The organism is uncultured Algibacter sp., from assembly GCF_947495675.1.
Lineage (GTDB): Bacteria > Bacteroidota > Bacteroidia > Flavobacteriales > Flavobacteriaceae > Algibacter_B.
The window spans coordinates 1-12777 of the sequence record NZ_CANLZX010000023.1; the positions used below are offsets into that span (position 1 = coordinate 1).

Consider the following 12777-nt stretch of genomic DNA (forward strand, 5'->3'; position numbering starts at 1 on the left):
ATATGATAATACTTATAGAAGTGTGTTGGCTAAAAATTAAGTGAATTTTACTTGTTTTTTACCACAGTACTTTGTTGCCAGTAGTGTTTTTTATTTCGTTACTCGTTTTCTATTTACATCGTACATATCAAAATTCGGATGTTTCCAAAATTTCTCAAGTCCATTATTTTCTATAAATTCCATTTCAGAAGAGTAAATTGGATAAAGTCCAGCAATGTTTATTTTGTAATTTAATCCAATGTCAACATTCGAAAAATCTTTTTTATCCAAAATCGATGGTGTAAAAACTAAAAAAGCATCCATTTCAGATTCGTCAGATATTTTTTCTCTAAAATTGATAGTATTACTATAACTAAATGGACAATTTTCTCTCAACTTATTTGCTAAAAAACCCGCAACTTGAGCGAAAGAAATGTCTTTTGAATCAACAGTAATTATCAGTTCAGGTCGTCCGAATTTCCAATCTGGATGATTTCCGAGTGATAGCCCGTAAGTTATTCCAGTTATCATTCCTTTTTCGGGAATATCTTTATAAACCATTGTTGTAACTCCATCAATTCCATCTTTTTCAGATTTCTCTATAAAATATTCAGGTTCAGTTTGAAAAATCCTGTCTAAATGAGCCAAATATTTTTCGACTGGTGTTTTTTTCTTAAATATTCCTTTCAACATAAAGATTGGTTTACATTACTGGCAACGTAAAGCGAATATGATTCCGTTTTAATGAATTATATTCGAAGTTAAACGAAGATAGTAGAAAATTATTACAAAGTCAAGTTCTTAAAATTATAATCATGGAACTGGATCATAACCCGAACCGCCCCAGGGATGGCAACTAAAAATACGCTTTATAGCCAGCCAACCGCCTTTAAATAAACCATGTTTTTGTAATGCTTCTTTTGAGTAATGCGAGCATGTTGGCGTATATCTACAAGTTGCAGGCGTTAATGGAGATATAAGTGTTTGATACACTTTTATCAGAAATAAAAACGGTGCAATGAGTATTTTTTTCATGACTATTGCGAAAAGAAAAATAATAATTAAATGTCTATTTTAGACTTAGTTGGTCGTAAACGTTGTACCTTCTTTACCATCTTTAAGTTGTATACCAACTTCAGCTAATTCATCACGTATTTTATCAGATAAAGCAAAATCTTTATTGGCTCTAGCTTCTTGTCTTAATCTAATTAAAACATCAACAGCTCCTGAAAGTTTATCGGTTCCAGAATTACTTTTTGTTGTGTTCTCAAGACCTAAAATATCGTAAACAAAGCTATTAATAGTTTCTTTTAATAAGTCTAAATCTTCTGCAGATAGCGTTTCAGAACCTTCTTTAACTTGGTTAATATATTTTGCAGCTTCAAATAAATGAGCAATTAATATAGGCGAATTAAAATCATCATTCATTGCATCATAACATGTCTGTTTCCATGCTTTAATATCGATTGATGATGTTGACGATGCTTTTAAATCATCTAAAAGTTTTACAGCATCCATTAATCTGTAAAACCCTTTTTCGCTTGCTAATAATCCATCATCAGTTAAATCTAATACACTTCGGTAAGATGATTGCGCATTAAAGAATCGAATCACACTAGGAGAATATGCTTTGCTGAAAAACTTATTATTACCAGACAATAATTCATCTGGATTAACCGTGTTTCCAGTTGATTTAGACATACGTTGTCCATTTAACTCTAACATATTAGCGTGCATCCAATAATTAACGGGACTTATCCCTTTGGCAGCTTCATTTTGTGCAATTTCACACTCGTGATGCGGAAATTTTAAATCCATACCGCCACCATGTATATCAAATTGTTCACCTAAATATTTTGTACTCATAGCTGTACATTCTAGATGCCATCCAGGGAAACCATCACTCCATGGAGAAGGCCAGCGCATAATGTGTTGAGGTTCGGCTTTTTTCCAAAGAGCAAAATCTTGAGGATTCTTTTTATCGCTTTGTCCGTCTAATGTTCTTGTATTATGAATTAAATCTTCAAGCTTACGTTTACTTAATTTTCCGTATTCATGAGTTTCATTAAACTTATGTACATCAAAATATACAGAACCATTCACTATATAAGCAAAACCATTTTCAATAATCTTACTAATTAACTCAATCTGTTCAATAATATGCCCTGTTGCTGTAGGTTCAATACTTGGAGGTAAAAAATTAAATGTCCTTAACACGTTATGAAAATCTACTGTATATTGTTGTACGACTTCCATAGGTTCAATTTGCTCTAAACGTGCTTTTTTGGTTATTTTATCTTCACCAGTATCTGCATCATTTTCTAAATGGCCTGCATCAGTAATATTTCTAACATAACGAACTTTATAACCCAAATGTTTAAGGTATCTAAAAACCATATCAAAAGACATAAAGGTTCTTACATTTCCTAAATGTACATTACTATAAACAGTAGGACCACAAACATACATGCCAATATGGCCTTCGTTGATGGGTGTAAAATTTTCTTTTTTACCTGTAAGAGAATTGTATATTTTTATTGGGTTTGATTGGTATAACTGCATTATTGTTTTTTGATGAGATATTAATTAGGGCTAATATTTTTTAGAAATTGGTATCTAGCTTAATATAATCAAGAAATTCGCGACGAGTAGCCATGTCTTTAAATTTTCCTCCAAATTCTGAAGTCACAGTACTACTTTCAATATCACGAATACCTCTTGAGTTTACACAAAGGTGCTTTGCATCCATAACGCAAGCGACATCTTTGGTGCCTAAAACCTCTTGGAGTTCTCTAACCACTTGAATAGTTAAGCGTTCTTGTACCTGCGGGCGTTTTGCAAAATAATCAACAATACGATTCATTTTAGATAAGCCAACTACAGTTCCATTGGATATGTATGCAATGTGAGCACGCCCTACGATTGGTAATAAATGATGTTCGCAAGTTGAATATACGGTAATGTTTTTTTCAACTAGCATTTCACCATATTTATATTTGTTTTCGAAAGTAGATGCACTTGGTTTTTTGTCTGGATTTAATCCGCCAAAAATCTCATTAACAAACATTTTTGCTACACGGTTTGGTGTGCCGCTTAAGCTATCGTCTGTTAAATCTAAACCTAAGGTTTCCATGATATGACGAACATCATCTTTAATGATATCAATCTTTTCTTCATTATTTAATTTGAATGCATCACTTCGCATTGGTGTGTTTTCAGATGTGCCAATGTGTTCATTATCTAGTGCATCAAAATCTTCTATATTACTATCAAAAGCCATGATTTATAAGTCAAAATTTAAGTTGCAAAGATAAGCATTTCACTTTTTGTTACGCTTTTTGTTTGCAAATAATTAATATTTGAGTTTAGTCTCTTAACTAACTTTAAAATTACATGTAATAAAAAAAGCTTGAACATAAATTTCAAGCTTTTTTATTTAATATTTTATAATCAATTAAATGTTGAAACTTAATGATAATGTGATGTTTGCGTTTTCTCTATCAATAGTAGCTGTGTCTATTAAGCCAATATTGTATAACGGTGTCTCATCAGTACGTTCCCATTTATCATAAGTTAAATCTAGTTTTGTGTTTCCAAAATTATAGCCTAAACCTAGTGAGAATCCTGTTAAATCGCCTACTGTTATACCATCAACATATGGGCTTTCTTCAAAACGGTAACCACCTCTAAAGCTAAATTGTTTATGCTTATATTCTGCTCCAAATCGGTAGGTTGAAGCATCTGTTAAAATATCACTTATTCCTGCGTTAACATCTGTATAGTCTGATTCTGGAGTGAATTTTGTGTTTCCATAATCTTTTTTAGAATAATCAAAACTAATTAATCCTTGCTTTCCAAAAACATATGCCAAACTACCTGTTATTTTTGAAGGTGTTTGTAGTTTATAACGTGGGTAAATATTTATAATATCACTTACAAAAGAGATGTCTGAATCTGCCTCGTTTGAGTTTATATATTGAGTTGTTTCTTCTTCAATGGTATACCAAGTAGGAGAGTCGTAAGTTACTCCAACTCTTAGCTCTGGAGATAATTTCATGATCCCACCAAGTTGAAATGAAAACCCATTACCAGTTGTAGATAAGTTATTATCAAAATCAATAAAATTAATTAAGCCACCATTTGTATTATCTTCTTTTAAAGATGTTGTTCGTTGGTAATCAATAAAATGTGAATTTAAATTTATTCCTAAATATAAATTGTCTTCGTATTGAGCGGCTAGGTTGAATGAAATTTTACCATTATATCCGGTACTAGTATACAGGTAATCATGATCAAAATTACCATCTACTAAATTAGAAAAATACGTTGTGTTTTCATCGTCATCAGCATCTGGTTCAAGAACAAAAGCTTGATATCCTAAGAAAGCTTGTTGGTGAGCATAACCAAATGTATTTCCTATATCTGCATAAGCATCTTCAATAAATTCACCATCTAACAACGATATGTCTCCTAATCTTACGCCATCAGCATAGTTTAAAAAATATAAATCGATAGATTGATTATTTGTATTCCTACCAACGGCATTCCAAACATCGTCATAATTATTTGTTCTGTCGTAAGCAATACCAAGAGTTATTTTTCTCCAAGGCGAATTGTTGCTTTTATTTGCAAATACAAATACAGCACCACCTTGATTAATATCAAAATTAGAAGTGTTTGTATTGGTTAATCCATTAAAATATCCTGTATTGTTTTCTAAGTCTACGTTAGATCCTGTAAAAGAAGCGTGACTTCTGCTAAAAACAGCAGAACCTGCTGGATTTGCACTTACAGCACTCATGTCGCCACCTAAGGCACCAAAAGCTCCACTTAAAGCTCTGTAGCGAGCTGTACCTTGAATTTCGCTTTGTGAAAACCTTACGGCATCACTTATATCTTGAGCGTAAATTGTAGACATAGATAGTAAACCTATGAATAGTAAATTTAACTTTTTCATATATCTTATTCTTTATTAATTTTGATTAACGTCTTCTTCCGCTACTACGAGATGAAGATCTTGAGCTACTTCCAGAACTTCTGCTGCTACTTGATGACCTTGATGCAGAACTAGACCTTGAGCTAGAAGAACTGCTACTTGGTGAGTAGCTTCTGTTACTAGAAGAAGATGATCTTCTGTAAGTATTAGAATTTGAACTACTGCTTGTAGGTTGTCTGTAAACTGAACTTGAACTTCTTCTTGCTGTAGGTGAAGAAGATCTTGCTGTTGAATTTGTTGATGGTGTTCTTGTTACCGTAGATCGTCTTGTTACACCAGTTGTTGTTCGTGTACCATTAGGGTTGTAAACTCTTCTGTTTGTTGTTGTCGAGGTAGAGTTTCTGTTTACGCTACTTCTTCTAGATGTATTGTATTTAGATGTAGATCTATTTTGAGTATTTACAGAACTACGTCTGCTTAAATTGTTATTTGTACTTCTTGAGTTACTTGCGTAGCTATTTCGTCTACTATTGCTGTATGAAAGCGAGCGTCTATTATTATAGAAATTGTTGCTGTAAAATCCTCTATTGTAAAAACCTCTATTGTATCCCCAACCATTATAGAATGCTAGGCCTCCGTAAAAACCTCCACCATAAAAGCCTCCTCCGTAAAAAGGTGAATTCCAAAACGGATTATAAAAACCGCCGTAGCCCCAGTTGTTCCAGCCACCATAATATCCACCATAGCCCCAGTTATTCCATCTGTTCCATCCGTAACCAAAACCACCGTTCCAGCCCCAGTTGTTCCAGCCCCAGTTATTCCAACCATTATTTATGTAATTAATGGTAACATTGTTACTGTCTTGGCCCCAGCCAGCATAACCTTGATAATCGTTTTGTAAGGTATCGTTTTCAACAAAATTATTACTTTCATAGGCATCTATGTCAGTAAAAATTTCATCACCAGCATAAATGTTTTCAGATTCTATAGATTTAGTTTTAAAGTAATTTTTATAATAATTACTATTTCCTTCATTAGGCACTTCAACAACTGCCTCAGTATTTTGAGTTTGTGGAGCATCACCATAAATTCCATCGTTGTCCACACCAACATATTGGTAAGAACCACATGAAGCTAGGCCAAATAGTAAACCAAGTAGGGCTACAAATGGCACTTTTCCTTTTAAGTAGTTGTTAAATTGCATATCTCTATAATTTTATTGTTGAACATAACAAAAATAGTTAGTTTTGCTGAACTATTTTTCTATTTAAAATAGATACAATATTTATGCCAAAACACAGATATGAGCAAAAAACTTACTAGTAGAGCAGAAGATTATTCAAAATGGTATAACGAATTGGTTGTCAAAGCAGACTTAGCTGAGAACTCAGCAGTAAGAGGATGTATGGTAATCAAACCTTATGGTTATGCAATTTGGGAAAAAATGCAAGCAGAATTAGATAAAATGTTTAAAGAAACTGGGCACCAAAACGCTTATTTTCCATTATTTGTTCCTAAAAGTTTGTTTGAAGCAGAAGAGAAAAACGCAGAGGGTTTTGCAAAAGAATGTGCTATAGTTACACATTATAGATTGCAAAATGATCCTGATAAGCCTGGAAAATTACGTGTTGATCCTGAAGCAAAATTAGAAGAAGAGCTAATTGTTAGACCAACGAGTGAAGCTATTATTTGGAATACTTTTAGAGGTTGGGTTCAATCCTACAGAGATTTACCACTTTTAATAAACCAATGGGCAAACGTAGTGCGTTGGGAAATGCGTACACGTTTATTTTTACGTACAGCAGAATTTTTATGGCAAGAAGGGCATACAGCTCATGAAACTAAAAAAGAAGCTGTGGCTGAAGCCGAATTAATGAACAATGTTTACGCAACATTTGTTGAGAATTTTATGGCAATTCCAGTAATTCAAGGTTTAAAAACTGAAAGTGAGCGTTTTGCAGGAGCCGATGAAACCTATTGTATTGAAGCGTTAATGCAGGATGGTAAAGCTTTACAAGCAGGAACATCTCATTTCTTAGGACAGAATTTTGCAAAAGCATTTGATGTAAAATTTGCTAATAAGGAAGGTAAGCAAGATTATGTTTGGGCAACATCATGGGGAGTCTCTACAAGATTAATGGGAGCTTTAATAATGACGCATAGCGATGATAAAGGTTTAGTATTGCCTCCAAGCTTAGCGCCAAATCAAGTTGTTATTGTACCTATATATAAGACTGAAGAAGATTTAAATGCTATTACAGAAGTAGCAAATGGCATTTTAACTGATTTAAGAGGTAAAAACATTACTGTTAAATTTGACAATAGAACCACACATAGGCCTGGAGCTAAATTTGCACAACACGAGTTACAAGGTGTACCATTACGAATTGCCATTGGAGCAAGAGATTTAGCTAATGGAACAGTAGAAATTGCAAGGCGCGATACATTAACAAAAGAAGTTGTTGCTCTAGATGGTTTAAATGAAAAGATTGAATTACTATTAAAAGAAATTCAAGAAACGTTGTTTGCCAAAGCTTTAAAATTTAGAAATGAGCATATTACAGAAGTAAATACATTTGAAGAATTTAAAACAGTTTTAGAAACAAAAACAGGTTTCATTTCTGCGCATTGGGACGGTACTAATGAAACAGAAGACAAGATAAAGGAGTTAACAAAAGCAACAATTAGGTGTATTCCTTTAGAAGGTAAAGTAGAAGCTGGTAAATGCGTTTATACAGGAAACCCTTCAAAACGCAGAGTATTGTTCGCAAAAGCATATTAATAGGTGCTGAAAATGAGGTGAATAAAAATTTTTTTAAAAAAATATTATTTACCTCTTGCAACATTTAAAAATAGTTGTATTTTTGCATCCGCAATGGAAACGTTGTAAGTTATTTGAAAGGTATTGCAAGTTTTAATTTTAATATTATATTTGCACACTTAAAACAAATGGCCCGTTCGTCTATCGGCTAGGACGCATGGTTTTCATCCATGTAAGAGGGGTTCGATTCCCCTACGGGCTACAATTAAAAAATTAAGAAAAAAACAAAATGGCAAATCACAAGTCAGCATTAAAAAGAATTAGAAGTAACGAATCAAAAAGATTGGTTAACAAGTATCAGCACAAAACAACTCGTAATGCAATAAAAAAATTACGTGAGTTAACTGATAAGAAAGAAGCTGAAGCAATGTTTCCATCTGTAGTGTCTATGTTAGATAGATTAGCTAAGAAAAACGTAATTCATGCTAACAAAGCTGCGAACCTTAAATCTGGTTTAGCAAAACACGTTGCTGCACTTTAATATCATTTAAAGTTTAAAAAATTTAAAGCTTCTCAGAAATGAGGAGCTTTTTTTGTGATATTTTTTAATAAGATTACACTTTAAAAATATAAATTTGCAAATATTACTTAACCATTTAATATTACTCCTTTGGAAAATAAAAAAGCAATAAAATTAATCGATAAAATTCTTAAAAATCTTGATAAATCAGGAATTAATACAGATACATTAATCGATGACATTAAGGAATTAAGAACTTATGCTTTAGAAGCGCAAATTCCTTTAGTAGTAAAAGTGCTTAGATTAACTTATGAACATATTGAAGCAACAGAGTCTTTTATGATTCCGATGCTTGATGATGAGCCAATTGAAGATGTTGATGTAATTGAAGCAAATCAAGAAGTAGCTCCTGTTGAAAGTCTTAAGTACTTAATTGCACTTATTAAAAACCTTAATAACAAAGGAAACATATCTGATTTAAAAGAATATAGAGACCTTTTAAATAGTTACTAATATTTAAAATTTTATAATACCATTAAAGCCTTAGCATTCTAGTAATACTAAGGCTTTATTTTTTATTTTAAAAGAAACTTTTTTGAAGTTGTTTATCTGCTTTATTAGCTTATTTACATGGTATACATCAAGGTATAATTATTACCCTGATATTTAGAGGTAGCACCTTATAAAAATTAAATAAAAAAGCCCCAACAATTTAATGTTGAGGCTTTTTTTAGTTTGAGTTAGTTATAAAGTTTGCCGTCTTCACGGGAATAAAATTTTCTTTTAATTATCCATTCATAGAAATTAAAAACTCTTCATTGTTTTTAGTTTGCTTGAAACGCTCATTAATGAATTCCATGGCTTCAACAGGGTTCATGTCTGCAAGATATTTACGCATTACCCACATACGCTGTACGGTAACAGGATCTAATAAAATATCATCACGACGCGTGCTTGAAGATGTTAAGTCAATAGCAGGGAAAATTCTACGGTTAGATATTTTTCTATCTAACTGAAGTTCCATATTACCGGTTCCTTTAAATTCTTCAAAAATTACTTCATCCATTTTAGAACCAGTTTCTGTAAGAGCTGTAGCGATTATGGTAAGGGAACCGCCATTTTCTATATTACGAGCAGCACCAAAGAAACGTTTTGGTTTGTGTAATGCATTAGCATCAACACCACCACTTAATATTTTTCCAGAAGCAGGTTGTACAGAGTTGTAAGCTCTTGCTAAACGCGTAATTGAATCTAATAAAATAACTACATCATGCCCACATTCTACTAAGCGTTTTGCTTTTTCAAGAACAATATTAGCAATTTTTACATGCTCATGCGCTTCTTTATCAAAGGTAGATGCAATAACTTCTCCACGAACATTACGTTGCATATCAGTTACTTCTTCAGGACGTTCATCAATTAATAAAATCATTTGATAAACTTCAGGATGGTTAGCTGCAATAGCATTTGCAACATCCTTTAGTAACATAGTTTTACCTGTTTTAGGTTGTGATACTATCATACCACGTTGCCCTTTACCAATAGGGGCAAATAAATCCATAATACGAGTAGAAATTGTACTTTGGCGTTCTGCTATATTAAATTTTTCTTGAGGAAATAAAGGCGTTAAATGCTCAAAAGATACACGGTCTCTTACAACATTTGGATTCTGACCATTAATTTTACTAACTTTAATTAAAGGGAAATATTTTTCACCCTCTTTAGGAGGTCTAACATTACCTAATACAGTATCTCCAACTTTTAATCCAAATAAACGGATTTGAGATTGAGAAACATAAATATCATCTGGAGATGATAAATAGTTGTAATCAGAAGAGCGTAAAAAACCATAACCATCTTGCATGATATCTAATACACCCTCACTTTCAATAATAGCATCAAACTCATAATCTGGTTCACGATAACGGTTTCTGTTATCTTTATTTCCTCTGTCTACATTGCCACTTTTTTGGTTTTTATGTTGATTTTTATTTTGAGGTCTAGGATTAGGTTTTTTATTGTTATCGTTTTTAGGTCTAGGGTTAGGCTTGTGTACGGGCTTTCTTTCTTCTTTATTTTGAGGAGCCTCAACTTTTGATGTAGTTGTATTATCTACAGCAACATCGTTACTTTGTGGTTTCTCGTTTTTTACAGGTTTTTGTACTCGCTGTCTAGGTTTTCTAACTGGTTTTTCAGTTTTTGTTTCGATTGTAGCTTCTGGAACTACAGCTTTTACTGCTTTTGGGTCTGCAGCTTGTTGATCTAGTATTTGATAAACTAAATCTAATTTTTTCATTGAACGGTATTTTGGGATGCTCAATTTTTTTGCAATCTCCTGTAAGTCAGTGAGTTTTTTTTCTTTTAATTGTGAAATTTCAAACATTTATGTTTAATTGGATATATTATTTGAATACTTAACTTGAGTTATTCTGAAAATGATTTTTAAAATCTTGAAGAATTAACCGCTTGTAAGTGCGGTTGTTGTGAATTATTACTGCAATAATACAACTTTATTTTATTTTTTAATATAAAATCTAGTATTTTTGCCTTCTAGAATAAAAAAAATATGTTACAACGTATTCAAACTATATACCTCTTATTAGCTGCAGGAGTTTCTGTTGGTCTAATTTTTGTGTTCCATTTATGGGTTACAGATACAGGAGAAAAAGTATTTGCAATTGATAATAAATACGTGTTTGGAGCTTTTTTAATGTCTGCTTTATATTCAATCATAACAATATTTAGATACAAAAATAGGAAGTCTCAGTTTATGCTGGGTCGACTTAATATCATATTAAACTTTATTATACTAGGATTTTTCGTGTATCAATCACTAAATATATCTGGAGAAACGGCGGTTTCTGAGAAAGGTATTGGGATGCTTCTACCTATTGTTTCTATCGTGTTATTGGCATTAGCCAATAAGGCCATCAAGAAGGATGAAGATCTTGTAAAATCTGTAGATAGGTTACGTTAAAACCTTATATCTTAGTAGTATTAGTGCGTAAAACCCAAAGTGAAAGCTTTGGGTTTTTTTGTTTATATGTAATTACAAAAAAAGCCTAGAACATATCTAAGCTTTTTTAATTTCACCTATAAGGGAATATTATTTTATCTCAACAAGTTCAAGATCAAAAGTTAAATCGTGTCCAGCTAAAGGGTGGTTAGCATCAACAATAATATGGTCTTCTTTAACTTCGGCAATTCGAAACTGTACTTCTCTACCATTTTCATCTTTAGATGCCAATCCCATGCCAACCTCAGGAGCCATATCTTGTGGTAATTGTTCTTTTTTAACATCATAAAACAATTCCTTTTTTACCTCGCCATAAGCTTCAGAAACTGGAATGTTAATTGTTTTCTTTTCATTTACTTCCATATTAATAATACCCTTTTCAAAACCAGGAATAAGCATTCCTTGGCCTAGTGTAACCTCTAACGGTTCACGTTCTAAAGAGCTATCAAAAATTTGCCCATTTCCTAACTTTCCTGTGTAATGTACTTTTACCGTATCATTTTCTTTTACTTGACTCATAACTATCTAAGTTTACTGTTTTATAAATAAGTCAGCAAATTTACAACTTATAAGGCGAAAAGAACGTACTTTTTCTTATCACTTAAACTGATTATGATATTTTTAATTGAAATTTTAAGAATCACTTGGGTGTTACTACATGGGTCGGGCTTTCACAGCTCGCTCCTCCAAAGTTGGGAGCTCATACAAACCGTTAAATCTCAAACGCATGTAACTACTAATAGTTTTAAAGTATTAAGTTAAGTACTACTTGCTTAGCCTTTTATTTTTAAGTTGTAGTTTTAGGATGTCTAACAGGAAATTCAATAACCTCTAGATTCTCAATTTTTTTACCATCAACTGTAAAACGAAGCATCGTTCTAACTTTATGGAAACCATGTTTGCCAACGGCACCAGGATTCATATGTATTAAGTTTAGTTTTTTATCGGGCATTACTTTTAAAATATGCGAATGCCCACAAATAAAAAGTCTTGGTGGGTTTTGCTTTATAGCTTCACTAACTCTAAGATTGTATTTAGGTGGATAACCTCCAATGTGTGTTATCCAAACATCGACACCTTCGCACATAAAACGGCTGTGCTCGGGAAATTCTAAACGCACTTCGGCATCGTCAATATTACCGTAAACACCTCGTAATGGTTTTAAAGCCTTTATAGTATCTGTAACTTTTAAGTCGCCTATATCACCGGCATGCCATATTTCATCAGCTTGCTTAACATACTTTAAAATGTCGTCGTCTATATAACTATGTGTGTCAGATAAGAGGAGTATTTTGGTCATTACTATAGGTGTATTATCAATTTGTAAAGTTATAGATTAAAGCTGTTAATTGACAAAAGTAAAAATGAAGTTTTTACATTTTTAAATTGAATAGTAATTTTTTTAAAAAATAGGTTTATAGAATTATTGAGGTTAAACAAAAAAATGATAGTGTTTTAATATTATAATTTAAGACTACTTAGCCAAAATAAATGGCTTAGCATTGTTTTTTAAATAATTAGATATATATTTGGTAATCCAGATTGGTGTACCAATCTATAAAAAC

The 12777-nt window shown here is 32.3% G+C and carries 13 protein-coding genes and 1 tRNA gene; 5 read left to right on the forward strand and 9 right to left on the reverse strand.

The genetic code is table 11. From position 1 onward, the window contains the following. Positions 1-90: 90 nt before the first annotated feature. The 6 genes from Q0842_RS14290 to Q0842_RS14315 all read right to left on the reverse strand — a co-directional run bounded on the left by Q0842_RS14290 (position 91) and on the right by Q0842_RS14315 (position 6119). A complete protein-coding gene (locus Q0842_RS14290; RefSeq protein ID WP_298499563.1) occupies positions 91-672 on the reverse strand; it encodes a suppressor of fused domain protein in 582 nt (193 codons plus the stop codon). A gap of 120 nt (positions 673-792) precedes the next feature. After that, positions 793-1014 (reverse strand): membrane protein insertion efficiency factor YidD, encoded by a 222-nt coding sequence (gene yidD / locus Q0842_RS14295; protein ID WP_298499565.1) that lies wholly within the window; start codon positions 1012-1014, stop codon positions 793-795. 45 nt (positions 1015-1059) lie between these two features. Next, entirely contained in the window at positions 1060-2541 is a 1482-nt protein-coding gene (gene cysS / locus Q0842_RS14300) for a cysteine--tRNA ligase (RefSeq protein WP_298499568.1), read from the reverse strand. 40 nt (positions 2542-2581) lie between these two features. Continuing rightward, the gene (gene folE / locus Q0842_RS14305; RefSeq protein ID WP_298499571.1) at positions 2582-3259 is read right to left on the reverse strand and encodes a GTP cyclohydrolase I FolE; all 678 of its coding nucleotides are present in this window, start codon (positions 3257-3259) and stop codon (positions 2582-2584) included. A 174-nt stretch (positions 3260-3433) separates the two neighbouring features. Next, a complete protein-coding gene (locus Q0842_RS14310; protein WP_298499574.1) occupies positions 3434-4936 on the reverse strand; it encodes an outer membrane protein transport protein in 1503 nt (500 codons plus the stop codon). Between the two features lie 25 nt (positions 4937-4961). After that, positions 4962-6119 carry a hypothetical protein gene (locus Q0842_RS14315; RefSeq protein ID WP_298499577.1) on the reverse strand — a complete coding sequence of 386 codons (1158 nt, stop codon included), beginning with the start codon at positions 6117-6119 and terminating at the stop codon, positions 4962-4964. A 99-nt stretch (positions 6120-6218) separates the two neighbouring features. Between Q0842_RS14315 and proS the strand changes: the two genes are divergently transcribed. From proS to Q0842_RS14335, 4 genes are all read left to right on the forward strand, one after another. Continuing rightward, positions 6219-7697, forward strand: coding sequence for a proline--tRNA ligase (proS, locus tag Q0842_RS14320; protein WP_298499581.1), 1479 nt, complete (start codon positions 6219-6221; stop codon positions 7695-7697). 169 nt (positions 7698-7866) lie between these two features. Further along, a tRNA-Glu gene (locus tag Q0842_RS14325) sits at positions 7867-7938 on the forward strand. 27 nt (positions 7939-7965) lie between these two features. Further along, the gene (rpsT, locus tag Q0842_RS14330; protein WP_298499584.1) at positions 7966-8217 is read left to right on the forward strand and encodes a 30S ribosomal protein S20; all 252 of its coding nucleotides are present in this window, start codon (positions 7966-7968) and stop codon (positions 8215-8217) included. Positions 8218-8346: 129 nt separating this feature from the next. After that, positions 8347-8709, forward strand: coding sequence for a hypothetical protein (locus Q0842_RS14335; protein ID WP_298499587.1), 363 nt, complete (start codon positions 8347-8349; stop codon positions 8707-8709). Between the two features lie 274 nt (positions 8710-8983). On the opposite strand, the gene rho is transcribed toward Q0842_RS14335, so the two are convergent. Then, positions 8984-10579, reverse strand: coding sequence for a transcription termination factor Rho (rho, locus tag Q0842_RS14340; RefSeq protein ID WP_298499589.1), 1596 nt, complete (start codon positions 10577-10579; stop codon positions 8984-8986). Between the two features lie 183 nt (positions 10580-10762). On the opposite strand from rho, the gene Q0842_RS14345 reads away from it, so the two are divergent. Beyond that, positions 10763-11173, forward strand: a complete 411-nt coding sequence (locus Q0842_RS14345; protein ID WP_298499593.1) for a DUF4293 domain-containing protein — start codon at positions 10763-10765, stop codon at positions 11171-11173. A 129-nt stretch (positions 11174-11302) separates the two neighbouring features. Here Q0842_RS14345 and Q0842_RS14350 read toward each other — a convergent pair whose 3' ends face one another. Both Q0842_RS14350 and Q0842_RS14355 read right to left on the reverse strand, forming a co-directional pair. After that, positions 11303-11731 carry a peptidylprolyl isomerase gene (locus Q0842_RS14350; protein WP_298499596.1) on the reverse strand — a complete coding sequence of 143 codons (429 nt, stop codon included), beginning with the start codon at positions 11729-11731 and terminating at the stop codon, positions 11303-11305. A 268-nt stretch (positions 11732-11999) separates the two neighbouring features. Next, complete coding sequence (locus tag Q0842_RS14355; RefSeq protein WP_298499599.1) at positions 12000-12512, reverse strand: metallophosphoesterase family protein; 513 nt, start codon at positions 12510-12512, stop codon at positions 12000-12002. Between the last annotated feature and the right edge of the window lie 265 nt (positions 12513-12777).

Coding starts and splice junctions, on each gene's coding strand:
- cysS (WP_298499568.1), bottom strand. CDS start 2,541: ATGCAGTTATACCAATCAAACCCAATAAAAATATACAATTCTCTTACA.
- Q0842_RS14355 (WP_298499599.1), bottom strand. CDS start 12,512: ATGACCAAAATACTCCTCTTATCTGACACACATAGTTATATAGACGAC.
- proS (WP_298499581.1), top strand. CDS start 6,219: ATGAGCAAAAAACTTACTAGTAGAGCAGAAGATTATTCAAAATGGTAT.
- Q0842_RS14345 (WP_298499593.1), top strand. CDS start 10,763: ATGTTACAACGTATTCAAACTATATACCTCTTATTAGCTGCAGGAGTT.
- rpsT (WP_298499584.1), top strand. CDS start 7,966: ATGGCAAATCACAAGTCAGCATTAAAAAGAATTAGAAGTAACGAATCA.
- folE (WP_298499571.1), bottom strand. CDS start 3,259: ATGGCTTTTGATAGTAATATAGAAGATTTTGATGCACTAGATAATGAA.
- Q0842_RS14315 (WP_298499577.1), bottom strand. CDS start 6,119: ATGCAATTTAACAACTACTTAAAAGGAAAAGTGCCATTTGTAGCCCTA.
- Q0842_RS14310 (WP_298499574.1), bottom strand. CDS start 4,936: ATGAAAAAGTTAAATTTACTATTCATAGGTTTACTATCTATGTCTACA.
- rho (WP_298499589.1), bottom strand. CDS start 10,579: ATGTTTGAAATTTCACAATTAAAAGAAAAAAAACTCACTGACTTACAG.
- Q0842_RS14290 (WP_298499563.1), bottom strand. CDS start 672: ATGTTGAAAGGAATATTTAAGAAAAAAACACCAGTCGAAAAATATTTG.
- Q0842_RS14350 (WP_298499596.1), bottom strand. CDS start 11,731: ATGAGTCAAGTAAAAGAAAATGATACGGTAAAAGTACATTACACAGGA.
- yidD (WP_298499565.1), bottom strand. CDS start 1,014: ATGAAAAAAATACTCATTGCACCGTTTTTATTTCTGATAAAAGTGTAT.